Consider the following 25,973-nt stretch of genomic DNA (forward strand, 5'->3'; position numbering starts at 1 on the left):
GAGCGGGAGGGTGTGACATGAAGCGGTTGTTCTGGCTCGGCATCGGGCTGGCCGTGGGCGTGCTGGTGGTCCGCAAGGCGACCCGCACCGCGCAGGCGTACACGCCGGCCGGCATCGCCAGCGGCCTGTCCGAATCCGCCGGCAGCCTCGTCGAGTCGGTCCGCGGCTTCGTCGAGGACGTCCGGATCGGGATGGCCGAGCGCGAGCAGGAGATCCACGAGGCCTTCGCCCGCGGCGAGGTGTATGACGACCAGTTCGCCGAGTTGCGGGAGGACCCGCGCATCGGCGACCGAGAGATTTTCCCGGAGGAGCACCAGCGATGAAGACGGCGGAGATCAAGCGGCGGTACCTCGCCCACTTCGAGGCGAACGGCCATGCCGTGGTGCCGTCCGCTCCGCTGCCCGCCATCAGCGACCCGAACCTGCTGTTCGTCAACGCCGGCATGGTGCAGTTCGTCCCCTATTTCCTCGGTCAGCAGACCCCGCCGTTCTCCCGCGCGGTCAGCGTGCAGAAGTGCATCCGTACCCCGGACATCGACGAGGTCGGCAAGACCAGCCGGCACGGCACGTTCTTCCAGATGAACGGCAACTTCTCCTTCGGTGACTACTTCAAGGAGGGGGCGATCCCGCTCGCCTGGGACCTGGCCACCAAGCCGGTCGACCAGGGCGGCTTCGGGCTCGACCCCGAGCGGATCTGGGCGACGGTCTACCTGGACGACGACGAGGCGTTCGAGATCTGGCGGCGCACCGGCGTGCCGGTCGAGCGGATCGTGCGGCGCGGCAAGGCGGACAACTTCTGGTCGATGGGCATCCCCGGCCCGTGCGGTCCGTGCTCGGAGCTCTACTACGACCGGGGCCCCGCCTACGGGCGGGAGGGCGGCCCGGAGGTGGACGAGGACCGCTACCTGGAGTTCTGGAACCTCGTCTTCATGCAGTTCGAGCGGGGTCCCGGCGTCGGCAAGGAGGACTTCCCGATCCTGGGCGACCTGCCGGCGAAGAACATCGACACCGGCATGGGCCTGGAGCGGATGTCGTCCCTCCTTCAGGGCGTCGACAACCTCTACGAGATCGACGAGGTCAAGCCGATCCTCGACAAGGCCGCCGAGCTGACCGGCAAGCGGTACGGCGCACGCTCCGGCCACGCGGCCAGCGAGTCGCACCCGGACGACGTCCGGCTGCGGGTGATCGCCGACCACGTGCGGACCGCGCTGATGCTGATCGGCGACGGCGTGACCCCGTCCAACGAGGGGCGCGGCTACGTGCTGCGGCGGATCATGCGCCGGGCCATCCGGGCCGTCCGTCTCCTCGGCTACCAGGACCGGGCGCTGCCGGAGCTGCTCCCGGTGGCCCGGGACTGCATGTCCCCGTCGTACCCCGAGCTGACCGCGGAGTTCGGTCGGATCTCCCAGTACGCGTACGCGGAGGAGGACGCCTTCCTCGCCACGCTGCGCGCCGGCACCACGATCCTGGACACCGCGATCGCGGAGACCAAGTCGGCGGGGCAGGCCGCGATCTCGGGCGACAAGGCGTTCCAGCTGCACGACACGTACGGCTTCCCGATCGACCTGACCCTGGAGATCGCGGCGGAGCAGGGCCTCCAGGTGGACGCGGAGGGCTTCCGCCGGCTCATGGCCGACCAGCGCAACCGCGCCAAGGCGGACGCGCAGGCGCGCAAGACCGGCCACACCGACGTGTCGGCGTACCGGTCGGTGCTCGACGGGGGCGGCCCGGTGGAGTTCACCGGCTACACCGAGCTGAACCGGGAGTCCCGGGTGCGCGCCCTGCTCGCCGGCGGCGCGGAGATCGCCGCGGCGGCCGAGGGGGACACCGTCGAGCTGGTGCTCGACACCACCCCGTTCTACGCCGAGGGCGGTGGCCAGCAGCCCGACCAGGGCCTGATCACGGTCGGCGGCGGCCAGCTCGAGGTCTTCGACGTGCAGCAGCCGGTGCCGGGGTTGATCGTGCACCGGGCCAAGGTGGTCCGGGGCGAGGTGCGCGCCGGCGAGACCGGGTACGCGGAGATCGACGTGTCCCGCCGGCGGGCCATCTCCCGCTCGCACACCGCCACCCACCTGGTGCACCAGACCATGCGTAACTTCCTCGGCGAGTCGGCCACCCAGGCGGGTTCGCTGAACGCGCCGGGCCGGCTGCGGTTCGACTTCAACACTCCGACCGGGGTGGCGCCGAGCGTGCTGCACGACGTCGAGCAGCAGGTCAACGAGGTGCTCCTGGCCGACCTGGAGGTGCACGCCTTCATCACCACGCAGGAGGAGGCGCGCCGGATCGGCGCGATGGCGCTGTTCGGCGAGAAGTACGGCGAGCGCGTCCGGGTCGTGGAGGTGGGCGACTACGCCCGGGAGCTGTGCGGCGGCACGCACGTGGCCCGCTCGGCCCAGCTCGGCCTGGTCAAGATCCTCTCCGAGGCGTCGGTCGGCTCCGGCGTGCGCCGGATCGAGGCCCTGGTCGGCATGGACGCGTTCGGCTTCCTGGCCCGCGAGCACCTGCTGGTCTCCCGGCTGGCCGAGCTGTTCCGGGTGCCCGGCGACCAGGTCGCCGACCGGGTGGAGCAGACCGTCACCCAGCTCCGCGACGCGGAGAAGGAGCTGGAGAAGCTCCGCGCCCAGCTGGTGCTGGGCGGGGCGGCGGCGCTCGCCGGGCAGGCCCGGGACGTGCGGGGCGTCGCGTACGTGGGCACCGAGGCGCCCGAGGGTGCGGCCGTCAACGACGTGCGCACGCTGGCCCAGGAGATCCGGGGCCGGATCGACCCGGCCCGGCCGGCGGTGGTCGCCGTGGCCGCCCGGGCGAACGGCAAGGCGTCCCTGGTGGTGGCCGTCAACCAGGCCGCCCGGGGCCGGGGCCTGAGCGCGAAGGAGCTGGTGAAGGCGGCCTTCTCCGGCCGGGGCGGCGGCAGTGACGAGCTGGCCCAGGGCGGCGGCCTGCCCGCCGCGGAGGCGCCGAACCTGCTGCAGACGGTGGAGAAGGCGATCGCCGAGGCGTGATGGTCGCATCGATCGAGGCCAGGGCGGACCGTGCGGTCCGCCCTGGCCCGTACCGGCGGGAAGGTGTCCGGTAGATGGCTGAGCTGTCCCGCGGTGTCCGACTCGGGGTCGACGTCGGGCAGGTCCGGGTGGGGGTGGCCCGCTCCGATCCGCACGGCATCCTGGCCACGCCGCTGGTCACCCTCGCCCGCGACCTGACCGCGGCGCCGGACGCGGTGCCCACCGACATGGCCGAGCTGGTCCGGCTGGCCGCCGAGCACGAGGCGGTCGAGATCGTCGTGGGCCTGCCGGTCAACCTCGCCGGAAAGCATGGCCCTGCGGCAACGAACGTCTCGGCGTACGCTGCCCGATTGGCCGATGTAATGGGGTCGATTCCGGTGACGCTCACGGACGAGAGGATGTCGACCGTGGTCGCGAGTCGTAGGCTGGCCGAACGGGGCGTCCGGGGTAAGCGCCAACGGGCGGTGGTCGACCAGGCCGCCGCGGTGGAGATTCTGCAGAGCTGGCTGGATGCACAGCGGAGGCGGACGCAATGATCGACGACCTTGACCTGGTGTTCGACGAGCAGGAGAGGGGGGAGAAGGGACGGCACCGGCGCAGCGCGGTACGCAAGCGCAACGGCCGCTCGGGCGGCGGCCGGGGCAAGACGATCTTCGCCCTCCTGATGGCGCTCGTGCTGCTGGGCGGCATCGGCGGCGGCGCGTACGTCGGCTTCGACCGCATCCGCAGCTACCTCGTCACTCCGGACTACGACGGCCCGGGCTCGGGTGAGGTGCTCGTGCAGGTGAAGGCCGGCGACACCCTCACCGACATCGGCAACACCCTCTACGACGCCGGGGTGGTGAAGAGCACCAAGGCGTTCATCGAGGCCGCCGACGCGAACTCCCGCAGCAAGAACATCCAGGTCGGCAGCTACAAGGTCCGCAAGCAGATGAAGGCCGCCGACGTGGTCATCCTGCTGCTCGACCCGAAGAGCCGGGTGGTCAACGGGGTGACCATCCCCGAGGGCACGATCAGCCTGAACATCTACGCGAAACTCTCCAAGGAGACCAAGATCCCGGTCGCCGAGTTCCAGGAGGCCGCGAAGGACCCGGAGAAGTTGGGCGTACCGGCCTTCTGGTTCAAGCGCGAGGACGGCAAGAAGGGCCCGAAGAGCATCGAGGGCTTCCTCTACCCGTCCACCTACGAGATCCCGCCGAAGGCCACCGCCGAGCAGATCCTGAAAATGATGGTGGCCGAGTTCCTCCGGGTCACCCAGCAGCTCGACTTCGTCGACCGGGCGCAGAAGGAACGCCAGATCTCCCCGTACGAGGCGCTGATCACCGCCTCCATCGCGCAGGCCGAGGCGGTCGACCCGAAGGACTTCCCGAAGGTCTCCCGGGTGATCTACAACCGGGTCTACGCCGGCAAGATCGGCTGCAAGTGCCTCGGCATCGACAGCGGCATCAACTACTGGTTCCGCCTGCAGGGCAAGGACCCGAAGGACTCGGACAAACTGCTGCAGAGCGAGATCAACGACCTGAAGAACCCGTACAACACGCACAACGTGGCCGGGCTGCCGATCACCCCGATCAGCAACCCCGGTGAGGGCGCGCTCAAGGGCGCGTTGGAGCCGCCGAACGGGGACTGGATCTACTTCATGACGGTGGACCAGAAGGGCACGATGGGCTACGGCTCCAACGATGCCGACTTCCGGAAGCTGCAGAAGCAGATGTGCGACAACAAGGTCCTGACGGGAAGCAACTGCACGTGAGGGCCGCCGTTGTCGGCAAGCCGATCGCGCACTCGCTCTCCCCGGTGATCCACGAGGCCGGCTACGCGGCGGCCGGGCTCACCGGGTGGTCGTACACCCGGATCGAGTGCGCGGCCGACGAGCTGGCCGGCCTGGTCGCCGGCCTGGGCCCGGAGTGGGCCGGGCTGTCGGTGACCATGCCGGGCAAGGAGGCGGCGCTCGCGGTGGCCGACGAGGTCTCGCCGGTCGCCGCCGCCGTCGGCGCCGCCAACACCCTGGTACGCCGATCCGACGGCACCTGGTACGCGGACAACACCGACGTCACCGGGATGGTCGACGTGCTCACCACCGTCGGCTGCGCGGCCGGCGCCACGGTGACCGTGCTCGGCGCGGGCGGCACCGCCCGGGCGGCGATCGCCGCGGCGGCCCGGATCGGCGCGGCCGACGTGACCGTGGTGGCCCGCCGGCCGGAGGCGATCGACGAGCTGCGCCCGGTGGCCGGCGCGGTCGGGGTGCCCCTCGCCGGCGCCGACTGGGACGGCGCCCCGGCACACGCCCGCGCCGACCTGGTGATCTCGACCGTGCCGAAGGGGGTGGCCGATCCGCTCGCCGGGCATTTCGACTGGCGGCCGGGGTCCGTCTTCTTCGACGCGCTCTACGATCCCTGGCCCACCCCGCTCGCCACGGCCGCGCTCGCGGCCGGCTGTCGGGTGGTCTCCGGCCTGGACCTGCTGCTGGCCCAGGCGGTCGACCAGTTCGTGCAGTTCACCGGCGTGCCGGCGCCGCGCGAGGCGATGGCCGCCGCGCTGGCCGGCACCCGCGCCGGCTGACGCCCGCCGCGCGGACGGGCGCGTCCGCAGGGCGGGACGCGGTGGGCGGAGCACCGGGGCGGCCACCGGGCGTGACAGACTGACCGCTGTGTTGCGCTGGCTGACTGCAGGTGAATCCCACGGACCCGCCCTCGTCGCGATGCTGGACGGGGTGCCCGCCGGCGTCGAGCTGACCACCGCGGAGATCTCCGGTGAGCTGGCCCGGCGCCGGCTCGGCTATGGCCGGGGCGCCCGGATGTCGTTCGAGCAGGACGAGGTCGAGATCATCGGCGGCCTGCGGCACGGCGTCACGCTGGGCAGCCCGGTGGCGATCCGGGTCGGCAACTCGGAGTGGCCGAAGTGGCGCACCGTGATGGCCGCCGACCCGGTCGACCCGGCGGAGCTGGCCGGGCAGGCCCGCAACGCCCCGCTCACCCGCCCCCGCCCGGGCCACGCCGACCTGGCTGGCATGCAGAAGTACGGCCACGTCGACGCCCGGCCGATCCTGGAGCGCGCCAGCGCCCGGGAGACCGCCGCCCGGGTCGCCGTGGGCACGGTCGCCAAGGCCCTGGTGAAGCAGGCGCTCGGGGTCGAGATCGTCTCCCACGTGGTGGAGCTGGGTCCGGTCGCCGTGAAGCCCGGCCTGCGCCCGACCCCGGAGGACGCCGCGCGGATCGACGCCGACCCGCTGCGCTGCCTCGACCCGGAGGCCAGCGCCCGGATGGTCGCCGAGGTCGACGCCGCGAAGAAGGACGCCGACACCCTGGGCGGCGTGGTGGAGGTGCTCGCGTACGGGGTGCCGCCGGGCCTGGGCAGTCACGTCCAGTGGGACCGGAAGCTCGACGCCCGGCTGGCCACCGCGCTGATGTCCATCCAGGCCATCAAGGGCGTGGAGATCGGCGACGGCTGGCAGCAGGCGCGCTCGCGCGGCTCGGAGGCGCACGACGAGATCCTGCCCACCGCCGCCGGGGTACGCCGGGTGACCGACCGGGCCGGCGGCCTGGAGGGCGGCATCACCACCGGTGAACCGCTGCGGGTGAAGGCCGCGATGAAGCCGATCTCGTCGCTCAACCGGGCACTGTCCACGGTCGACGTCGCCACCGGCGAGCCGGCCACGGCGATCAACCAGCGCTCCGACGTCTGCGCGGTGCCGGCCGCGGCGGTGGTGGCCGAGGCCATGGTGGCCCTGGTGCTCGCCGAGGCCGCGGTGGAGAAGTTCGGCGGCGACTCGGTCGCCGAGATGCGCCGCAACCTGGCCGGATACCTCGACGCGTTGGTGATCAAATGAGCACCCGGCCGGTCTGCGTGCTGGTCGGGGCGCCCGGCTCCGGCAAGACCACGGTCGGGTTGGCGCTCGCCGCCGCGCTGGGCGTGGCGTTCCGGGACACCGACACCGACATCGAGCAGCTCGCCGGCAAGCCGATCCCGGAGATCTTCGTCGACGAGGGGGAGGCCCACTTCCGTACCCTCGAACGGGCGGCGGTGGCGGCGGCGCTGGCCTCGCATCCCGGGGTGCTCGCCCTCGGCGGCGGCGCGGTCCTCGCCGAGGACAACCGCGCCGCGCTGATCGGGCACACCGTCGTGCACCTGTCGGTGGAGCTGCCCGACGCGGTGAAGCGGGTCGGCCTGGGGGCCGGCCGGCCGCTGCTGGCGCTCAACCCGCGGGCCACCCTGAAACACCTGATGGAGCAACGCCGGCCGCTCTACGCCGAGGTGGCGACCGCCACCGTGGTCACCGACGGGCGTACCCCGGAGGAGATCGCCGACGAGCTCGCCGCCCTGCTCACGGCCGACGGGCGGGCGGCGCGGTGACGGACGAGGTGACCCGGATCGCGGTCGGCGGCGAGCGGCCGTACGACGTGCTCGTGGGACGTGACCTGCTCGACCCGCCGCCGCGCCTGCTGCCCGGTGCGGAGCGGGTGGCCTTCCTGCACGCGCCCCCGCTGAAGGGCCTGGCCGAGCGGATCGCGGAGCAGGTGCGAGCGGCCGGCGTCGCGCCGCTGCTGATCGAGGTGCCGGACGCCGAGGCGGGCAAGCACATCGACGTGGCCGCCGCCTGCTGGGACCGGCTCGGGGAGGCTGGGTTCACCCGTACCGACGCCGTGGTGGGAGTGGGCGGCGGCGCCGTCACCGACCTGGCCGGCTTCGTCGCGGCCTGCTGGCTGCGCGGGGTGCGCTGGGTGCCGGTGGCGACCTCCCTGCTCGGCATGGTCGACGCCGCCGTGGGCGGCAAGACCGGGATCAACACCGCGACCGGCAAGAACCTGGTCGGCGCCTTCCACCCGCCCGCCGGGGTGATCTGCGACCTGGCGACCCTGGACAGCCTGCCGCCGGTCGACCTGGCCGCCGGGATGGCCGAGGTGGTGAAGTGCGGCTTCATCGCCGACCCGGTGATCCTCGACCTGGTCGAGCGGGACCCGGCCGCCGCGCTCGACCCGACCGGGCCGGTGGCCCGGGAGCTGATCGAGCGGGCGATCCGGGTCAAGGCGGACGTGGTCTCCGGGGACCTGCGCGAGTCCGGGGTACGCGAGGTGCTCAACTACGGGCACACCCTGGCCCACGCGATCGAGAAGGTCGAGGGCTACCGCTGGCGGCACGGTCACGCCGTCGCGGTGGGGCTCGTCTACGCGGCCACGCTGGCCCGGCTCGCCGGCCGGCTGGACCCGGCCACCGCCGAGCGGCACCGCGCCGTGCTGGGCCTGCTCGGCCTGCCCACCACCTACCGGGCCGACGCCTGGCAGCGGCTGCTGGCCACCATGCGGGTGGACAAGAAGGCCCGGGGCAACACCCTGCGTTTCGTGGTGCTCGACGGCCTGGCCCGCCCGGCGATCCTCGAGGGCCCCGACGACGAGTTGCTGCACGCCGCCTACCGGGAGATCAGCTCATGAGGGTGTACGTGCTCAACGGGCCGAACCTGGGGCGGCTGGGCACCCGCCAGGTCGACGTGTACGGCGTCACCAGCTACGCCGACCTGGTCGCCATGTGCGTGGACACCGGCCGGGAGTTGGGGCTGGACGTGGTGGTCCGGCAGACCGACGCCGAGCACGAGTTGCTGGGCTGGCTGCACGAGGCGGCCGACGATCAGGCTGCGGTGGTGCTCAACCCGGCCGCCTGGTCGCACTACTCGATCGCGGTCCGGGACGCCTGCGCGATGCTCCGCGGCCCCCTGGTGGAGGTGCACATCTCCAACATCCACGCCCGGGAGGAGTTCCGGCACCACTCGGTGGTCTCCGCGGTGGCGACCGGGGTGATCTGCGGCCTGGGCGTGGACGGTTACCGGCTCGCCCTGCGCCACCTGGCCACCCGGCTGGCCGCCGACGCCTGACCGCCCGGGTCTGGTCCGCTCGTGCGGTCCGGTCCGGTCGTGCGGTTCCGGTCCTCGTCCGAGCCGCCCCGGCGTCGGCGCCACCACCGCCCGGGCCGGCGTCTGGGGCCTGCCCCGGGCACGTGCGCCCGGTGACTCTCCGTGTTCGCCGCCTTCGTCACGCTCCGTTGTAGGGTCTGCCGCGCCGGCACCGGGTGGTCGCCGCCCTTTGCTCTGCAGCCATCCACGCAACACCTGGTTGAGCTGCGAAGACCTGGCCCGGCCCGAGGTGGCCGGTCGGCTGGGCCCGTCACGGTGGGTGCCTGCTGCGCCGATGGCTGCAGAGCAAAGGCGGCGCGGGGGAGGTGTCGGCGGCACCTCGGTTGCTTGCGCTGAGTGATGTTCGGCACGTTCGGCCGGTCGGCGGGCCGGCCCCGCGCCGGCCCCGCGCAGGCGCGGCGGACCCGGTTCGACACAGCTAGGGCCTGTTTTCATAAGACCGTGCCCGCCTGCGCCGGACCCAGGCGACGCCCAGCGGCGTTGTCGGTTCGTCCGGATACAACACCGGTATCCGGACGAACCTCCGCCTTGCCGGACGCCGCCTGGGCCTCGGCTCGCTCGGGCGAGCCTTATGAAACAGGCCCTAGTAGAATTCTTAGGTCTGTCCGCCAATTGATGATCAAGGCAGGAAATGGCCACCACCAACGACCTCAAGAACGGCCTGGTACTCAACCTCGACGGCGAGCTGTGGTCCGTCGTCGAGTTCCAGCACGTCAAGCCCGGTAAGGGTGGTGCCTTCGTGCGTACCACGCTGAAGAACGTGCTGTCCGGCAAGGTGGTCGACAAGACCTTCAACGCGGGTACCAAGGTCGACACCGCCACCGTTGACAAGCGCACCATGCAGTACCTCTACGCCGACGGCGAGGACTACGTCTTCATGGACCTGGAGACGTTCGACCAGATCACCGTCCCCGGCGGCACCGTCGGCGAGGCGGCCAACTACCTCCTCCCGGAGGCCGAGGCGACCGTCGCCACCCACGAGAGCGTGCCGCTGTACATCGAGCTGCCGACCTCGGTCGTGCTCGAGGTCACCTACACCGAGCCGGGCCTGCAGGGCGACCGGTCGACCGGCGGCAACAAGCCGGCCACCGTCGAGACCGGCGCGACGGTCCAGGTGCCGCTCTTCATCACCACCGGCGAGAAGATCAAGGTCGACACCCGCGACGGCCGTTACCTCGGCCGCGCCTGATGGCCGAGGGTCCCAAGCAGCAGATGCCGGCGCGCCGCAAGGCGCGCAAGCGGGCGCTGGACGTGCTCTTCGAGGCCGACCTGCGGGACCGGCCGCCGGTCGAGGTGCTGGCCGGCTACATCGAGCGGATCGAGAAGCCCCGCCCCGAGCACCTGGGCTACGCGGTTGGCTTGGTCGAGGGCGTCGCCGCCCACCTCGACCGGATCGACGAGCTGATCGCCAGCTACGCCGAGGGCTGGACGCTGGACCGGATGCCGGTGGTCGACCGCAACCTCGCCCGGATCGCGGTCTACGAGCTGCTCTACGTCGACGAGATCGACGACGCGGTGGCGATCAGCGAGGCCGTCGAGCTGGCCCGGCAGATGTCGACCGACGACTCGCCGCGCTTCCTCAACGGCATCCTCGGCCGGATCGCCGAGTACGCCACCCGCTGACCGGCGGCATCACCAGCGACGACGATTGAGGGCCCGTGCCGGACGGCACGGGCCCTCAATCGTGGCGACAGCGGTCAGGACGCGAAGAAGGCGCGCGGGTCGGCGACCAGCACACCGTGCTCGGTGAGCCGCTCGATCAGGCCCGACGGCGAGGCGTCGTAGACGATTGCGAGGGCCCGCAGGTCGTCGGCGCGGATGGAGAGCACCCGGCCGTTGTAGTCGCCGCGCTGCTGCTGGATGGCGCGGGCGTACCGGGCGACGTACGCGAGGTCCTCGGAGGCCTCGTCGTAGAGCCGCTCCAGGTCCAGGACGATCTTGCTGGTGGGCTCGTGGCGCACCCCGCTGCCGTCGGGCAGCAGCTCCGAGACGGGAACGCGGTAGAAGTCGGCCAGCTCCGCCAGGCGGGACACGGTGACGGCGCGGTCGCCACGCTCGTACGAGCCGACCACCACAGCCTTCCACCGCCCGTTCGACTTCTCCTCCACACCCTGCAGGGACAGGCCCTGCTGCTGGCGGATGGAGCGCAGGCGGGCGCCCAGCGACTTGGCGTATTCAGAGGGCATTCGGACACTCCCAGTGCTGCTCGGGGTTCTCCCAGCTATCGCTACGGAGCGTGACGGTACGGGGATTGCGACACGGGGTCAAGTGGTCGTGACGTTACCGTTGGGGCAGCCGGGGGACTTGTCCCCATTTCACCGGGCTGACCAGGGGGTCAGTGCCGGCGACGGCCGGGCCGGTGACCGCTGGTAACGTGGCATGAAGCCCCGGTCCGGCCGCGCGCGGCCCGCCGGAAAGACCAGACATCCTTTAACGACCCGTCCCGTGAGGCGGGGAAGGAGGTCCGCCGTGGCCTACCCACCGGCTGCCCGCACGTCACCGCCGCGACAACCCTCGGTGAAGGTGATCCTCACCGCAGCCGACGTGTCGCGGGTGGTCGACCGCATCGCCCACCAGATCCTGGAGAAGACCCAGGGCGCCGCCGACACCGTGCTGCTCGGCATCCCCACCCGCGGAGTCCCGCTCGCCGGGCGCCTCGCCGCCCGGATCAGCACCTTCGAGGACGTGACCGTCCCGGTCGGCGTGCTCGACATCACGCTCTACCGCGACGACCTGCGCCGGCATGCCACCCGCGCGGTCGGCCCGACCGACCTGCCCGCCGGCGGGATCGACGGCAAGCGGGTGATCCTCGTCGACGACGTGCTCTTCTCCGGCCGTACCGTGCGGGCCGCCCTCGATGCGCTCAGCGATGTCGGCCGCCCGGCCTCCGTGCAGCTCGCCGTCCTGGTCGACCGCGGCCACCGGCAGCTGCCGATCCGCGCCGACTACGTCGGCAAGAACATCCCGACCGCGCTCGCCGAGAGCGTCAAGGTCACCCTCGCCGAGACCGACGGCGGCGACGAGGTCAAGCTCTACGGGGGTACGCCCGCATGATCAGGCACCTGCTCTCCGGCGCCGACCTGGACGCGGCCACCGCCACCCAGATCCTCGACACCGCGGCCGAGATGGCCACGGTCGCCGGCCGCGAGGTCAAGAAGCTGCCCGCGCTGCGCGGCCGCACCGTGGTGAACCTCTTCTACGAGGACTCCACCCGGACCCGGATCTCGTTCGAGGCGGCGGCCAAGCGGCTCAGCGCCGACGTGATCAATTTTTCCGCGAAGGGTTCCAGCGTCGCCAAGGGCGAGAGCCTGAAGGACACCGCGCTCACCCTCCAGGCCATGGGCGCCGACGCGGTGGTCGTCCGGCACCCGGCCTCCGGCGCCCCGCACCGGCTGGCCAACTGGGTGGACGGCTCGGTGGTCAACGCCGGCGACGGCACCCACGAGCACCCCACCCAGGCGTTGCTCGACGCGTACACGATGCGCTCCCGGCTGGGCCGGCTGGCCGGCCTGCACGTGGCGATCGTCGGCGACGTGCTGCACTCCCGGGTGGCCCGGTCCAACGTGCTGCTGCTCTCCACCCTCGGCGCCAAGATCACCCTGGTCGGCCCGCCCACCCTCATCCCGGTGGACATCGCCCAGGCGCTCGCTCCCGGCACCGACGTCTCGTACGACCTCGACGCCGTTCTACCCGGTGTGGACGTGGTGATGATGCTGCGGGTGCAGCGGGAGCGGATGAACGACTCCTACTTCCCCTCGGCCCGCGAGTACGCCCGCCGTTACGGGCTCGACGGGCCGCGCCTGCGCCGGCTGCCCGAGCACGCGATCGTCATGCACCCCGGCCCGATGAACCGGGGCATGGAGATCACGCCCGAGGTCGCCGACTCACCCCGCTCCACCATCGTCGAACAGGTCGCCAACGGGGTCTCCGTGCGGATGGCCGTCCTCTACCTGCTGCTCGGAGGGAACAACCGGTGACCGCGTACCTGATCCGGAACGTGAGCGTGGTCGGCGCCGCGCCGACCGACCTGCTGATCCGCGACGGCGTCGTGGCGGAGACCGGCGCGGGGCTGACCGCGCCGGACGCCACGGTGGTCGACGCCACCGGCCTGGTCGCCCTGCCCGGCCTGGTCGACCTGCACACCCACCTGCGCGAGCCCGGCCGGGAGGACGCCGAGACCGTCGAGTCCGGCTCCCGGGCGGCGGCGCTCGGCGGCTACACCGCGGTCTGCGCGATGGCCAACACCTCGCCGGTCGCCGACACCGCGGGCGTGGTCGAGCAGGTCTGGCGGCTCGGCCGCGAGGCCGGGCTGGTCGACGTGCAGCCGATCGGCGCGGTCACCGTCGGTCTGGCCGGCGAGCGCCTGGCCGAGCTGGGCGCGATGGCCGACTCGGCGGCCCGGGTGCGGATCTTCTCCGACGACGGACACTGCGTCGCCGACCCGATGCTGATGCGCCGGGCCCTGGAGTACGTCAAGGCGTTCGACGGGGTGATCGCCCAACACGCCGAGGAGCCCCGGCTCACCGAGGGTGCGCAGATGCACGAGGGCGAGGTCTCCACCCGGCTCGGGCTGACCGGCTGGCCGGCGGTCGCCGAGGAGGCGATCATCGCCCGGGACCTGCTGCTGGCCGAGCACGTCGGCAGCCGGCTGCACATCTGCCACGTCTCCACCGCCGGCAGCGTGGAGGTGCTGCGGCACGCCAAGGCGCGCGGGGTGAAGGTGACCGCCGAGGTGACCCCGCACCACCTGCTGCTCACCGACGAGAAGGCGACCAGCTACGACCCGGTCTACAAGGTCAACCCGCCCCTGCGGACCGCGGCCGACGTCGCCGCGCTGCGGGCCGCGCTGGCCGAGGGCGTGATCGACATCATCGCCACCGACCACGCCCCGCACGCCGTGGAGGACAAGGAGTGCGAGTGGGCGTACGCCCGGCCGGGCATGCTCGGCCTGGAGACGGCGCTGTCGATCGCGCTCGACGTGTTCGGGCCGCAGTGGGACCTGATCGCCGAGCGGATGTCCCGCGCCCCGGCCCGGATCGCCGGGCTGGACGGGCACGGCCTCGACCCCGCCCCCGGCGTGCCGGCCAACCTGACCCTGGTCGACCCGGCCGCCCGCCGCGTCATCGAACCGGCGGAACTGGCCAGTCGCAGTCGCAACACCCCGTACGCCCGCATGACGCTGCCGGGTCGCATCGTGGCGACCTTCCTGCGCGGCGAGCCGACGGTCCTGGACGGAAAGGCTGTCAAGTAAATGGCGAAGCGCAGAAGCGCGATCCTCGTCCTAGAGGACGGGCGCACTTTCCACGGCGAGGCGTACGGCAGCGTCGGGGAGACCTTCGGCGAGGCGGTCTTCAACACCGGCATGACCGGCTACCAGGAGACCCTGACCGACCCCTCGTACCACCGGCAGGTGGTGGTGCAGACCGCGCCGCACATCGGCAACACCGGCGTCAACGGCGAGGACGACGAGTCCGGCCGGATCTGGGTCGCCGGGTACGTGGTGCGTGACCCGGCCCGGATCGGCTCCAACTGGCGCGCCACCGGCGGGCTGGAGGACCGGCTCGCCGCCGAGGGCGTGGTCGGCATCAGCGGCGTGGACACCCGCGCGCTCACCCGGCACCTGCGCGAGCGGGGCGCCATGCGGGTGGGCATCTCCAGCGTCGACGACGACGCGGACGGCCTCCTCGACCGGGTGCGCCGGTCGCCGCAGATGGTCGGCGCGGACCTCTCCGCCGAGGTGACCACCGCCAAGCCGTACGTGGTCGAGGCGCAGGGCCCGCACCGGTTCACCGTCGCCGCGCTGGACCTGGGCATCAAGCGCAACGTGCCGCGCCGGCTGGCGGCCCGCGGGGTGACCACCCACGTACTGCCCGCCACCGCGAGCATCGAGGACCTGCTCGCCACCGGGGCGGACGCCGTCTTCTTCTCGCCGGGTCCGGGCGACCCGGCCACCGCCGACGGTCCGGTCGCGCTGGCCCGGGAGGTGCTGACCCGGCGGATCCCGCTCTTCGGCATCTGCTTCGGCAGCCAGATCCTCGGTCGGGCGCTCGGCTTCGGCACCTACAAGCTTGGCTACGGGCACCGCGGCATCAACCAGCCGGTGCTCGACCGGGTCACCGGCAAGGTCGAGGTGACCAGCCACAACCACGGCTTCGCGGTCGAGGTCCCGGGCGCGGCGCACGGCGCGGTCGTGCCCGACCAGGTGATCGACACCGCGTTCGGCGGCGTCCAGGTGTCGCACGTCTGCCTCAACGACAACGTGGTCGAGGGGCTGCGGGCCAAGGACGTGCCCGCCTTCACCGTCCAGTACCACCCGGAGGCGGCGGCCGGCCCGCACGACGCGGACTACCTCTTCGACCGCTTCGCCGAGCTCATCGAAGGCGGAAAGAATGCCTAAGCGGACCGACCTCAAGCACGTCCTGGTGATCGGCTCCGGGCCGATCGTGATCGGGCAGGCCTGCGAGTTCGACTACTCCGGCACCCAGGCCTGCCGGGTGCTGCGCAGCGAGGGGATCCGGGTCAGCCTGGTCAACTCGAACCCGGCGACGATCATGACGGACCCGGAGTTCGCCGACGCCACGTACGTCGAACCGATCACCCCGGAGTTCGTCGAGCTGGTCATCGCCAAGGAGCGCCCCGACGCGCTGCTGCCCACCCTGGGCGGGCAGACCGCGCTGAACACCGCCGTCGCCCTGCACGAGGCCGGTGTCCTGGAGAAGTACGGCGTGGAGCTGATCGGCGCCAACATCGACGCCATCAACCGGGGCGAGGACCGGCAGCTGTTCAAGGACATCGTGGCCAAGGCCGGCGTACGCCTCGGCCTGGACGACCCGTCGTCGCTGGTGCCCCGCTCCCGGGTCTGCCACTCGATGGACGAGGTCCGCGAGACCGTCGGCGAGCTGGGCCTGCCCGTGGTGATCCGGCCGTCGTTCACGATGGGCGGCCTCGGCTCCGGCATGGCGCACACCGACGAGGACCTCGAGCGGATCGCCGGCGCCGGGCTGGCCGCCAGCCCGGTGCACGAGGTGCTCATCGAGGAGAGCGTGCTCGGCTGGAAGGAGTACGAGCTCGAACTGATGCGCGACCGGCACGACAACGTGGTGGTGGTCTGCTCGATCGAGAACCTCGACCCGATGGGCGTGCACACCGGCGACAGCGTCACCGTCGCCCCGGCGATGACCCTGACCGACCGGGAGTACCAGCGGCTGCGCGACCTCGGCATCGCGGTGCTGCGCGAGGTCGGGGTGGACACCGGCGGCTGCAACATCCAGTTCGCGGTGAACCCGGCGGACGGCCGCATCGTCGTGATCGAGATGAACCCCCGGGTGTCCCGCTCCTCGGCGCTGGCCTCGAAGGCCACCGGCTTCCCGATCGCCAAGATCGCCGCGAAGCTGGCCATCGGCTACACCCTGGACGAGATCCCCAACGACATCACCCTGAAGACCCCGGCGGCGTTCGAGCCGACCCTGGACTACGTGGTGGTGAAGATCCCCCGGTTCGCGTTCGAGAAGTTCCCCGGCGCGGACCCGGAGCTGACCACCACCATGAAGTCGGTGGGCGAGGCGATGAGCCTGGGCCGCAACTTCACCGAGGCGCTGAACAAGGCGATGCGCTCGATGGAGACCAAGGGCGGCGGATTCTGGACCCGGCCGGACCCGGCCGGCGCCACCCGGGAGAACACCCTCGCCGCGCTGCGTATGCCGCACGACGGCCGGCTCTACACGGTGGAGCGGGCGCTGCGGCTCGGTGCCTCGATCGCGGAGGTCGCCGAGGCGTCCGGCGGGATGGACCCGTGGTTCCTGGACCAGGTCGCGGCGCTGGTCGAGCTGCGTGCCGAGCTCGTCGACGCCCCGGTGCTCGACGGCGACCTGCTGCGCCGGGCCAAGCGGGCCGGCCTGTCCGACCGGCAGCTCGCCGCGCTCCGCCCCGAGCTGGCCGGCGAGGACGGCGTCCGCGCGCTGCGCCACCGGCTGCGCGTACGCCCGGTCTACAAGACGGTGGACACCTGCGCCGCCGAGTTCGAGGCGACCACGCCCTACCACTACTCGACGTACGACCAGGAGACCGAGGTCGCGCCCTCGGACCGGCCCAAGGTGATCATCCTGGGCTCCGGGCCGAACCGGATTGGGCAGGGCATCGAGTTCGACTACTCCTGCGTGCACGCCGTCATGGCCCTGCGGGAGGTGGGCTACGAGACGGTGATGGTCAACTGCAACCCGGAGACCGTCTCCACCGACTACGACACCGCGGACCGGCTCTACTTCGAGCCGCTGACCTTCGAGGACGTGCTGGAGGTCTGGCACGCCGAGGACTCCTCCGGCAAGGCGGCCGGCGGCCCGGGCGTCGTCGGGGTGATCGTGCAGCTCGGCGGGCAGACCCCGCTCGGGCTGGCCCGGCGGCTCAAGCAGGCCGGGGTGCCGGTGGTCGGCACCTCCCCGGAGTCGATCCACCTCGCCGAGGAGCGGGGCGCGTTCGGGCTGGTGCTGGCCCGGGCCGGGCTGCGCGCTCCGGCGCACGGCACGGCCACCTCGTACGACGAGGCGAAGGCGATCGCCGACGAGATCGGCTACCCGGTGCTGGTCCGCCCGTCGTACGTGCTCGGCGGGCGGGGCATGGAGATCGTCTACGACGATGCCACCCTGCGCGACTACATCGGCCGGGCCACCGACATCTCGCCCGACCACCCGGTGCTGGTGGACCGCTTCCTCGACGACGCCATCGAGATCGACGTGGACGCGCTCTGCGACGCCGACGGCGAGGTCTACCTGGGCGGCGTGATGGAGCACATCGAGGAGGCCGGCATCCACTCCGGCGACTCGTCCTGCGCGCTGCCGCCGATCACCCTGGCCGGCTCCCACCTGGCCCAGGTACGCCGCTACACCGAGGCGATCGCCCGCGGGGTCGGCGTGCGCGGCCTGCTGAACGTCCAGTACGCCCTGCAGGGCGACATGCTCTACGTGCTGGAGGCGAACCCGCGGGCGTCCCGGACGGTCCCGTTCGTCTCCAAGGCGACCGCCGTGCCGCTGGCCAAGGCGGCGGCCCGGATCGCGCTCGGCGCCACCATCGCCGAGCTGCGCGCCGAGGGGATGCTGCCGCCCACCGGGGATGGCGGCACGATGCCGGCCGACGCCCCGATCGCGGTCAAGGAGGCGGTGCTGCCGTTCAAGCGGTTCCGCACGCCGGCCGGCAAGGGGATCGACGTGCTGCTCGGCCCGGAGATGAAGTCCACCGGCGAGGTGATGGGCATCGACACCGGCTTCGGCCAGGCCTTCGCCAAGTCGCAGGCGGCCGCGTACGGGTCGTTGCCGACCGCGGGCAAGATCTTCGTCTCGGTGGCGAACCGGGACAAGCGCGGCATGATCTTCCCGATCAAGCGCCTGGCCGACCTGGGCTTCGAGATCGTCGCCACCACCGGCACCGCCGAGGTGCTGCGCCGGCACGGGATCGCCTGCGAGCAGATCCGCAAGCACTACGAGGCCGGCGAGGGCGAGGACGCCGTGTCGCTCATCCTCGGCGGCGACGTGGCCCTGGTGGTGAACACCCCGCAGGGCTCGGGCGCGAGCGCCCGCTCCGACGGGTACGAGATCCGCAGCGCCGCGGTGACCGCGGACATCCCCTGCATCACCACCGTCCCCGGCGCGGCTGCCGCCGTCATGGGCATCGAGGCGAGGATCCGTGGCGACATGCGCGTCCGCCCCCTCCAGGAACTCCACGCCGCCCTGCGGGCCGGGGAGTGACCGCCGGCACCCCCGCGTTGATCATGAGGTTGGCGGCGGTCGAGGAGATCGACATCGCCGTCAGCCTCATGATCGACGGGGACCCGGGCGGGGAGGTCGGGCGTGATCTTTGAGCGGGTGGTGCGGCCGCGGTTGTTCCGAATCGGGGGTGGGGACGCCGAGCGGGCGCACGAGTGGACGTTGGACCGGCTGGCCTCGGTGTCCCGGCGGCCGGCCGTGCTGGCGGCGCTGCGGGCGCGATACCTCCGGTCCGCGCCGCGCACCGTGTTCGGGGTGGACTTCCCGAACCCGGTCGGGCTGGCGGCCGGAATGGACAAGAACGGCGTCGCGCTGCCGGCCTGGCCGGCGCTCGGCTTCGGCTTCGTCGAGGTCGGCACGGTCACCGCGCACGCCCAGCCGGGCAACCCCCGGCCCCGGCTGTTCCGGCTGCGGGACAGCGAGGCGGTGGTCAACCGGATGGGCTTCAACAACGCCGGCGCCGAGGCCCTCGCGGCCCGGCTGGCGGCGCTGCCGCGCCCGATCGGCGTACCACTGGGGATCTCGCTCGGGAAGTCCAAGGTGACCCCACTGGACGAGGCCGTCGAGGACTACCTGGCGTCCTACCGGGCGCTGCAGGGGCACGGCGACTACTTCGCGGTCAACGTGTCCTCGCCGAACACCCCGGGCCTGCGGTCCCTTCAGGACCGGTCCCACCTGGACGCGCTGCTGGCGGCCCTGGCGGGGGAGAAACCGGTGCTCGTGAAGATCGCCCCCGACCTGACCGAGCCGGCCATCGCCGAGCTGCTGGAAGTCTGCCTCGACCGGGGCGCGGCCGGGGTGATCGCCACCAACACGACCCTCGCCCGCGACGGGCTCGCCCCGGTCGACCGGGCGCGGGGCGCGGAGACCGGTGGCCTATCCGGCCGTCCGCTGGCCGGGCGGGCCCGGGAGGTGGTCGCCTTCGTGCACAGGGAGACCGGCGGCCGACTGCCGGTGATCGGCGTCGGCGGCATCCTCGACCCGGACGACGCCACCCGGATGTTCGACGCCGGCGCGAGCCTGGTCCAGCTCTACACCGGCTTCATCTACCGGGGTCCGGCCCTGGTCCGGTCGGTCGCCAGGGCAGCACCGGCAGCCCCATGACGTCGGCGGAGAACCAGACCGTCGGGCGGGCGCCCGTGCCCGCCGGCCACCGGTGAGGCGAGGGCCGGGCGGAATCCGCCTGGCCCGGTACGCGGCCCGGCCGCGAGGAGACGAAGGAGAGCCGATGACGCCCGAGGAGATCCTCGCCGCCGACCGCCGGCACGTCTGGCACCCGTACGCCGCGCTGCCGCCGGCCAGCCCGCCCTACCTGGTGGAGAGCGCCCAGGGCGTACGGCTGCGGCTGGCCGACGGGCGGGAGCTGGTGGACGGGATGTCGTCCTGGTGGGCCGCGATCCACGGTTACCGGCACCCGGTGCTGGACGCCGCGGTCACCGACCAGCTCGGCCGGATGAGCCACGTGATGTTCGGCGGCCTCACCCACGAGCCCGCGGTACGCCTCGCGCGGACCCTGGTCGAGCTGGCCCCGGACGGCCTGGAGCACGTCTTCCTGGCCGACTCCGGCTCGGTCAGCGTCGAGGTGGCGGTGAAGATGTGCCTCCAGTGGCAGCGGGCCACCGGGCGGCCGCAGCGCCGCCGGCTGGGCACCTGGCGGGGCGGCTACCACGGCGACACGTTCCACCCGATGAGCGTCTGCGACCCGGAGGGCGGCATGCACCACCTCTGGGGGGACGTGCTGCCCCGGCAGGTGTTCGCGCCGGTGCCGCCGGGCGGCTTCGACACCCCGCCGGACCCGGCGTACGAGGCGGCCCTGGTCGACGCCGTGGAACGGCACGCCGACGAACTCGCCGCGGTGATCGTGGAGCCGGTGGTCCAGGGCGCCGGCGGGATGCGGTTCCACCACCCGCACTACCTGCGGGTGCTGCGCGAGGTGACCCGGGCGCACGGCATCCTGCTGGTCTTCGACGAGATCGCCACCGGCTTCGGCCGGACCGGGACGATGTTCGCCGCCGAGCACGCCGGGGTCGCCCCGGATGTGCTCTGCGTCGGCAAGGCGCTCACCGGCGGCTACCTCACCCTGGCCGCCGCGCTCTGCACGCCCGAGGTGGCCCGCGGCATCTCGGCCGACGGGGTGTTGGCGCACGGTCCGACGTTCATGGGCAACCCGCTCGCCTGTGCGGTCGCCAACGCCTCCCTGGGCCTGCTGGCGGCCGGGGACTGGGCCGGGCAGGTGGCGAGGATCTCCGCGGGGCTGCGGGCCGGCCTGGCGCCGCTGCGCGACGCACCGGGCGTGGCCGACGTCCGGGTGCTCGGCGCGATCGGCGTGGTCCAGCTCGACCACGAGGTGGACATCCCCCGGGCGACCGCCGCCGCGGCGGCGCAGGGCGTGTGGCTGCGCCCGTTCCGGGACCTCGTCTACACCATGCCGCCGTACGTCACCGACGACGCGGACGTGGCGCGGATCGCGGCCGGTGTCGAGGCGGCGGTCAAGGCGGGCTGAGCCGGCCCACCGGCGGCGACAGGATGACCCAGGCATGCCGCGGCGCGACGCCGCGCGACGGAGAGGAAGAGACGCGATGGAGACCTTCGGCGCCCGCCTGTACCGGGCCGTGGCGGAGCGGGGACCGCTCTGCGTGGGTATCGACCCCCATCCCGGGCTGTTGGCCCGCTGGGGGCTGTCTGACGACGTCGAGGGCCTCGACCGGTTCAGCCGGACGGTGGTGGAGGCGATCGGTGACCGGGTGGCGGTCGTCAAGCCGCAGTCGGCCTTCTTCGAGCGCTTCGGGTCGCGAGGAATCGCGGTCCTTGAGTCAACTATCCGACAGTTGCGTGAAGCCGGCGCGCTCGTTCTCCTCGACGTCAAGCGTGGCGACATCGGTTCGACGGTCAGCGCGTACGCCGCGGCGTACCTCGATCCATCCAGCCCGATGTATGTCGACGCGGTGACGGCGAGCCCCTACCTGGGAGTAGGTTCGCTCGCGCCGATGTTCGAACTGGCCGCCGCGCACGGTGGCGGCGTCTTCGTCCTGGCGCTCACCTCGAACCCCGAGGGCGCCGCCGTGCAGCGGGCCGTGGGGGCCGACGGGCGGACCGTGGCGCAGACCGTGATCGACGAGATTTCCCAGCTCAACCGGGGTGCCGAGCCGCTCGGCAGCCTCGGGCTGGTGGTCGGCGCGACGATCGGCGAGACCGGCCACGACCTCTCCGCCGTGCACGGTCCGCTGCTCGCCCCGGGGCTCGGCGCGCAGGGCGCCACCGCGGCCGACCTGCGCACCGTCTTCGGCTCCAGCCTGCCCTCGGTGCTGCCGTCGTACTCCCGCGAGGTGCTGCACGCCGGGCCCGACGTGGCCGCCCTGCGAGCCGCCGCCGAGCGGGTGCTGGCGCAGTGCCGGACGGCGCTGGCCACCTCGTGACTGACTGACGGCTCGGTCACTTTACGTTGATCTTCGCGCGCCCACGTTGCCGAAAACTCCGTTGACCGCTAGTTTTCCCCGCGCTGGGAACCACGGACCCCTTTGGTTGCCAGCGACACCACGTTTCACAGAAGCGACGGTGCGCTCCGCCCGTCGCGCTAGGGACCTGAGGAGAACTGGTGCCGCTCCCGTCACTGACCCCCGAGCAGCGCGCTGCCGCGCTGGAGAAGGCCGCGGAGATCCGCAAGGCCCGTGCCAAGCTGAAGGAGGACCTCAAGCAGGGCAAGACCAGCCTTGCCACCGTCCTCGAGCAGGCCGAGTCTGACGACGTCGTCGGCAAGCTGAAGGTGTCGGCCGTCCTCCAGGCGATGCCGGGCATCGGCAAGATCCGGGCCACCCAGATCATGGAGAAGCTCAAGATCGCCGACAGCCGCCGCCTGCGCGGCCTGGGCGAGCAGCAGCGCAAGGCTCTGCTTGGAGAGTTCGCCGCGAACTGACCGCCCGCCGTGTAGAAACAAGCGGTGAGCACGGATGACGAGGCGCGCCCGGCGGCTCGGCTCACTGTCCTGGCCGGCCCTTCAGGGGCCGGCCGGCGCAGTGTCGTCGAGCAGGTCCGGGCGCGCTTTCCGTTGGTGTGGGTGCCGGTGGTCGCCACCACCCGACCGCCGTGCCCCGGCGAGGTGGACGGCATCGACCGGCTCTTCCTCGACCCGGCCGGGTTCGACCGGCTGATCGCCGCCGACGGGCTGCTGGAGTGGAGCCGGATGGGGCCGTACCGGCGGGGCGTGCCACGCGAGCCCGTCCGGTCCCGGCTCGCCGAGGGTCGGCCGGTGCTGCTCCCGCTGGACCTGCCCGGCGCGCTCGCCGTCCGGGCCGCCGTCCCGGACCCGCAGCTGGTGCTTCTCGCCCCGCCCGGGCACCGGCCGGACCCGGCCGTCGCGGCCGCCTTCACACACGCCGTGCGGCACGACCGGACCGAGCGTGCGGCGGAGGAGCTGGTAGGCTTGCTCGGTTCTTCCTTCCTGGCTCCGGCCCGACCGCGCCTGAGCGGTTGAGAGGCCACCGCCTCCGGGCGGTGCACAAGACGCAGAGGTTTATTCGTGGGATCCATCGCCACCAACCCCGAGGGCATCACCAACCCGCCGATCGACGAGCTCCTCGAGAAGACGGACTCGAAGTACGCGCTGGTGATCTTCGCCGCCAAGCGCGCGCGCCAGGTCAACGCCTACTACAGCCAGCTCGGTGAGGGCCTGCTGGAGTACGTCGGCCCGCTCGTGGAGACCACCCCCCAGGAGAAGCCGCTCTCCATCGCCATGCGCGAGATCAACGCGGGTCTGCTCACCGCCGAGCCGACCGACCAGCCGTAATACCCGTCCGCGTCGATGTCCGCCGAGATCGTCCTCGGGGTCGGCGGCGGCATCGCCGCCTACAAGGCCTGTGAGCTGCTCCGGCTCTTCACCGAGTCGGGTCACCGGGTCCGCGTCGTGCCGACCGCGTCGGCGCTCCGGTTCGTCGGTGCGCCGACCTGGGCCGCGCTCTCCGGCCAGCCCGTCGCCGACGACGTCTGGTCGGACGTACACGAGGTGCCGCACGTGCGCCTCGGCCAGCACGCCGACCTGGTCGTGGTGGCTCCCGCGACCGCCGACCTGCTCGCCAAGGCCGCCCACGGCCTCGCCGACGACCTGCTCACCAACACCCTGCTGACCGCCCGCTGCCCGGTGGTGCTCGCCCCGGCCATGCACACCGAGATGTGGGAGCACCCGGCCACCGTCGCCAACGTGGCGACCCTGCGGTCGCGGGGCGTGCGGGTGATCGAGCCGGCGGTCGGCCGGCTCACCGGCAAGGACACCGGCAAGGGCCGGCTGCCCGACCCGGCGGAGATCTTCGCGGTCGCCCGGCGGGCCCTCGCCCGGGGCGTCGCCGCGCCGGCCGACCTGGCCGGCCGGCACGTGGTGGTCACCGCCGGCGGCACCCGCGAGCCGCTCGACCCGGTCCGCTTCCTCGGCAACCGCTCCTCCGGCAAGCAGGGGTACGCGTTCGCCCGCGCCGCCGTCGCCCGGGGCGCCCGGGTCACCCTGGTCTCCGCCAACGTCGCGCTCGCCGACCCGGCCGGCGCGGACCTGGTCCGGGTCGGCACCACCGAGGAACTGCGCAAGGCGACCCTCGAGGCGGCCGCGGACGCGGACGCCGTGGTGATGGCGGCGGCCCCCGCCGACTTCCGGCCGGCGACGTACGCGCCCGGAAAGATCAAGAAGGCGGACGACGGCAGCGCGCCCACCATCGAGCTGGTCACCAACCCCGACATCGCGGCGGAGCTGGGCCGGCGCCGCCGGCCGGAGCAGGTGCTCGTCGTCTTCGCCGCCGAGACCGGCGACGCCGAGGCCAACGGTCGGGCCAAGCTCGCCCGCAAGCGGGCCGACCTGATCGTCATCAACGAGGTGGGCGTGGACAAGGTCTTCGGCGCCGAGACCAACGCCGCCACGGTGATCGGGTCGGACGGTGCGGTGCACCGGCTGCCCGAGCAACCCAAGGAGGACCTGGCCGACGCGGTCTGGGACCTCGTGGTCGCCCGGCTGATTGAGCAATCCTGACGATTGGTCACCGTGCATTCCTTGGGTCACCCTGGGAGGACGGTGACTAAACTGCCGCCGAGCGACCTTTTCAAAGAGTTTTCACATGCTTAGGAGTGCCGTGACACGTCTCTTCACGTCCGAATCGGTCACGGAAGGCCACCCGGACAAGATCGCCGACCAGATCAGTGACGGCATTCTCGACGCGCTGCTCGCCCAGGACCCGCACAGCCGGGTCGCGGTCGAGACCCTGATCACCACGGGTCAGGTCCACGTCGCCGGTGAGGTGACCACCAAGGCGTACGCGGACATCCCGACCATCGTCCGGGACACCATCCTGGGGATCGGGTACGACTCGTCGAAGAAGGGCTTCGACGGCGCCTCCTGCGGCGTCAGCGTCTCCATCGGCGCCCAGTCGCCGGACATCGCGCAGGGCGTGGACAACGCGTTCGAGCTGCGTACCGGCTCGTCGGAGAGCGCGCTCGACGCGCAGGGCGCCGGCGACCAGGGCATGATGTTCGGCTTCGCCTGCTCGGAGACGCCCGAGCTGATGCCGCTGCCGATCGCGCTCGCCCACCGGCTCGCCCGCCGCCTCGCCGCCGTGCGCAAGGACGGCACCATCCCGTACCTGCGGCCGGACGGCAAGACCCAGGTGACCATCGAGTACGACGGGCTGCGCCCCGTCCGGCTCGACACCGTCGTGGTCTCCAGCCAGCACGCGGCGGACATCTCGCTCGACTCGCTGCTCACCCCGGACGTCCGGGATCACGTGATCACGCCCGAGCTGGAGGGCCTCGGCCTGGACACCGAGGGCTACCGGCTGCTGGTCAACCCGACCGGGCGCTTCGAGATCGGTGGCCCGATGGGCGACGCCGGCCTCACCGGCCGCAAGATCATCGTCGACACCTACGGCGGCTACGCCCGGCACGGTGGCGGCGCCTTCTCCGGCAAGGACCCGTCCAAGGTGGACCGCTCGGCCGCGTACGCGATGCGCTGGGTGGCCAAGAACGTGGTGGCCGCCGGCCTCGCCGAGCGCTGCGAGGCGCAGGTCGCGTACGCGATCGGCAAGGCGCACCCGGTCAGCCTCTTCATCGAGACCTTCGGCACCGAGACCGTGCCGGTCGCCTCGATCGAGAAGGCCGTCGCCGAGGTGTTCGACCTGCGCCCGGCCGCGATCATCCGGGACCTCAACCTGCTCCGCCCGATCTACCAGCAGACCGCCGCGTACGGCCACTTCGGCCGGGAGCTGCCGGACCTGACCTGGGAGGGTACCGACCGGGCCGCCGACCTCAAGTCGGCTGCGGGAGCCTGACCGCGACCAGGCGCAGC

Annotated in this window: 25 protein-coding genes; 24 read left to right on the plus strand and 1 reads right to left on the minus strand. The window is 72.5% G+C overall.

Annotated elements, in window-relative coordinates; all coding sequences use genetic code 11:
* Nucleotides 1–17: 17 nt before the first annotated feature.
* The 11 genes from ACY34I_RS24120 to nusB all read left to right on the plus strand — a co-directional run bounded on the left by ACY34I_RS24120 (nucleotide 18) and on the right by nusB (nucleotide 10,526).
* Nucleotides 18–323 carry a hypothetical protein gene (locus ACY34I_RS24120; protein WP_073835241.1) on the plus strand — a complete coding sequence of 102 codons (306 nt, stop codon included), beginning with the start codon at nucleotides 18–20 and terminating at the stop codon, nucleotides 321–323.
* Nucleotides 320–2,998: an alanine--tRNA ligase gene (alaS, locus tag ACY34I_RS24125; RefSeq protein WP_148800223.1), complete on the plus strand. Its 2,679-nt coding sequence runs from the start codon at nucleotides 320–322 to the stop codon at nucleotides 2,996–2,998. Before ACY34I_RS24120 ends, alaS begins: the two co-directional genes overlap by 4 nt.
* Before the next feature lie 74 nt (nucleotides 2,999–3,072).
* Nucleotides 3,073–3,534, plus strand: coding sequence for a Holliday junction resolvase RuvX (gene ruvX / locus ACY34I_RS24130; protein ID WP_148800225.1), 462 nt, complete (start codon nucleotides 3,073–3,075; stop codon nucleotides 3,532–3,534).
* Nucleotides 3,531–4,751: an endolytic transglycosylase MltG gene (gene mltG / locus ACY34I_RS24135; protein WP_462757322.1), complete on the plus strand. Its 1,221-nt coding sequence runs from the start codon at nucleotides 3,531–3,533 to the stop codon at nucleotides 4,749–4,751. The genes ruvX and mltG overlap by 4 nt, the downstream gene beginning before the upstream one ends.
* On the plus strand, nucleotides 4,748–5,560 hold the full coding sequence (locus ACY34I_RS24140) for a shikimate dehydrogenase (protein WP_462757323.1): 813 nt from the start codon (nucleotides 4,748–4,750) through the stop codon (nucleotides 5,558–5,560). Before mltG ends, ACY34I_RS24140 begins: the two co-directional genes overlap by 4 nt.
* Before the next feature lie 88 nt (nucleotides 5,561–5,648).
* A complete protein-coding gene (gene aroC / locus ACY34I_RS24145) occupies nucleotides 5,649–6,827 on the plus strand; it encodes a chorismate synthase (RefSeq protein ID WP_462757324.1) in 1,179 nt (392 codons plus the stop codon).
* A complete protein-coding gene (locus tag ACY34I_RS24150) occupies nucleotides 6,824–7,351 on the plus strand; it encodes a shikimate kinase (protein ID WP_148800234.1) in 528 nt (175 codons plus the stop codon). Before aroC ends, ACY34I_RS24150 begins: the two co-directional genes overlap by 4 nt.
* Nucleotides 7,348–8,427 carry a 3-dehydroquinate synthase gene (aroB, locus tag ACY34I_RS24155; protein WP_462757325.1) on the plus strand — a complete coding sequence of 360 codons (1,080 nt, stop codon included), beginning with the start codon at nucleotides 7,348–7,350 and terminating at the stop codon, nucleotides 8,425–8,427. Before ACY34I_RS24150 ends, aroB begins: the two co-directional genes overlap by 4 nt.
* Nucleotides 8,424–8,864 carry a type II 3-dehydroquinate dehydratase gene (gene aroQ / locus ACY34I_RS24160; RefSeq protein WP_462757326.1) on the plus strand — a complete coding sequence of 147 codons (441 nt, stop codon included), beginning with the start codon at nucleotides 8,424–8,426 and terminating at the stop codon, nucleotides 8,862–8,864. The genes aroB and aroQ overlap by 4 nt, the downstream gene beginning before the upstream one ends.
* Nucleotides 8,865–9,534: 670 nt before the next feature.
* A complete protein-coding gene (gene efp / locus ACY34I_RS24165; RefSeq protein ID WP_462757327.1) occupies nucleotides 9,535–10,092 on the plus strand; it encodes an elongation factor P in 558 nt (185 codons plus the stop codon).
* Between the two features lie 23 nt (nucleotides 10,093–10,115).
* On the plus strand, nucleotides 10,116–10,526 hold the full coding sequence (gene nusB / locus ACY34I_RS24170; protein WP_187413655.1) for a transcription antitermination factor NusB: 411 nt from the start codon (nucleotides 10,116–10,118) through the stop codon (nucleotides 10,524–10,526).
* Nucleotides 10,527–10,600: 74 nt separating this feature from the next.
* On the opposite strand, the gene bldD is transcribed toward nusB, so the two are convergent.
* The gene (bldD, locus tag ACY34I_RS24175; protein ID WP_013285505.1) at nucleotides 10,601–11,089 is read right to left on the minus strand and encodes a transcriptional regulator BldD; all 489 of its coding nucleotides are present in this window, start codon (nucleotides 11,087–11,089) and stop codon (nucleotides 10,601–10,603) included.
* Nucleotides 11,090–11,372: 283 nt separating this feature from the next.
* Between bldD and pyrR the strand changes: the two genes are divergently transcribed.
* The 13 genes from pyrR to metK all read left to right on the plus strand — a co-directional run bounded on the left by pyrR (nucleotide 11,373) and on the right by metK (nucleotide 25,956).
* Nucleotides 11,373–11,957, plus strand: coding sequence for a bifunctional pyr operon transcriptional regulator/uracil phosphoribosyltransferase PyrR (gene pyrR, locus ACY34I_RS24180; RefSeq protein ID WP_462757328.1), 585 nt, complete (start codon nucleotides 11,373–11,375; stop codon nucleotides 11,955–11,957).
* Nucleotides 11,954–12,880, plus strand: coding sequence for an aspartate carbamoyltransferase catalytic subunit (locus tag ACY34I_RS24185; protein WP_148800246.1), 927 nt, complete (start codon nucleotides 11,954–11,956; stop codon nucleotides 12,878–12,880). Before pyrR ends, ACY34I_RS24185 begins: the two co-directional genes overlap by 4 nt.
* Nucleotides 12,877–14,154: a dihydroorotase gene (locus tag ACY34I_RS24190; RefSeq protein WP_462757329.1), complete on the plus strand. Its 1,278-nt coding sequence runs from the start codon at nucleotides 12,877–12,879 to the stop codon at nucleotides 14,152–14,154. The genes ACY34I_RS24185 and ACY34I_RS24190 overlap by 4 nt, the downstream gene beginning before the upstream one ends.
* Nucleotides 14,155–15,300 carry a glutamine-hydrolyzing carbamoyl-phosphate synthase small subunit gene (gene carA, locus ACY34I_RS24195; protein ID WP_462757330.1) on the plus strand — a complete coding sequence of 382 codons (1,146 nt, stop codon included), beginning with the start codon at nucleotides 14,155–14,157 and terminating at the stop codon, nucleotides 15,298–15,300. It abuts the gene before it with no gap.
* Nucleotides 15,293–18,640, plus strand: coding sequence for a carbamoyl-phosphate synthase large subunit (gene carB, locus ACY34I_RS24200; protein ID WP_462757331.1), 3,348 nt, complete (start codon nucleotides 15,293–15,295; stop codon nucleotides 18,638–18,640). The genes carA and carB overlap by 8 nt, the downstream gene beginning before the upstream one ends.
* A gap of 102 nt (nucleotides 18,641–18,742) precedes the next feature.
* The gene (locus ACY34I_RS24205) at nucleotides 18,743–19,762 is read left to right on the plus strand and encodes a quinone-dependent dihydroorotate dehydrogenase (RefSeq protein ID WP_462757332.1); all 1,020 of its coding nucleotides are present in this window, start codon (nucleotides 18,743–18,745) and stop codon (nucleotides 19,760–19,762) included.
* Between the two features lie 124 nt (nucleotides 19,763–19,886).
* On the plus strand, nucleotides 19,887–21,161 hold the full coding sequence (locus tag ACY34I_RS24210; protein ID WP_462757333.1) for an adenosylmethionine--8-amino-7-oxononanoate transaminase: 1,275 nt from the start codon (nucleotides 19,887–19,889) through the stop codon (nucleotides 21,159–21,161).
* Between the two features lie 76 nt (nucleotides 21,162–21,237).
* Entirely contained in the window at nucleotides 21,238–22,074 is an 837-nt protein-coding gene (pyrF, locus tag ACY34I_RS24215; RefSeq protein ID WP_148799129.1) for an orotidine-5'-phosphate decarboxylase, read from the plus strand.
* A gap of 179 nt (nucleotides 22,075–22,253) precedes the next feature.
* Complete coding sequence (gene mihF, locus ACY34I_RS24220) at nucleotides 22,254–22,571, plus strand: integration host factor, actinobacterial type (protein ID WP_046564635.1); 318 nt, start codon at nucleotides 22,254–22,256, stop codon at nucleotides 22,569–22,571.
* Nucleotides 22,572–22,595: 24 nt separating this feature from the next.
* Nucleotides 22,596–23,129 (plus strand): nucleoside/nucleotide kinase family protein, encoded by a 534-nt coding sequence (locus ACY34I_RS24225; RefSeq protein ID WP_462757334.1) that lies wholly within the window; start codon nucleotides 22,596–22,598, stop codon nucleotides 23,127–23,129.
* Between the two features lie 45 nt (nucleotides 23,130–23,174).
* Nucleotides 23,175–23,441, plus strand: coding sequence for a DNA-directed RNA polymerase subunit omega (rpoZ, locus tag ACY34I_RS24230; protein WP_091341624.1), 267 nt, complete (start codon nucleotides 23,175–23,177; stop codon nucleotides 23,439–23,441).
* Nucleotides 23,442–23,456: 15 nt separating this feature from the next.
* Nucleotides 23,457–24,665: a bifunctional phosphopantothenoylcysteine decarboxylase/phosphopantothenate--cysteine ligase CoaBC gene (gene coaBC / locus ACY34I_RS24235; RefSeq protein ID WP_462757335.1), complete on the plus strand. Its 1,209-nt coding sequence runs from the start codon at nucleotides 23,457–23,459 to the stop codon at nucleotides 24,663–24,665.
* Nucleotides 24,666–24,750: 85 nt separating this feature from the next.
* On the plus strand, nucleotides 24,751–25,956 hold the full coding sequence (gene metK, locus ACY34I_RS24240) for a methionine adenosyltransferase (RefSeq protein WP_148799135.1): 1,206 nt from the start codon (nucleotides 24,751–24,753) through the stop codon (nucleotides 25,954–25,956).
* The last annotated feature ends 17 nt before the right edge of the window (nucleotides 25,957–25,973 follow it).

The organism is Micromonospora sp. RTBAU3-60 (assembly GCF_054963695.1).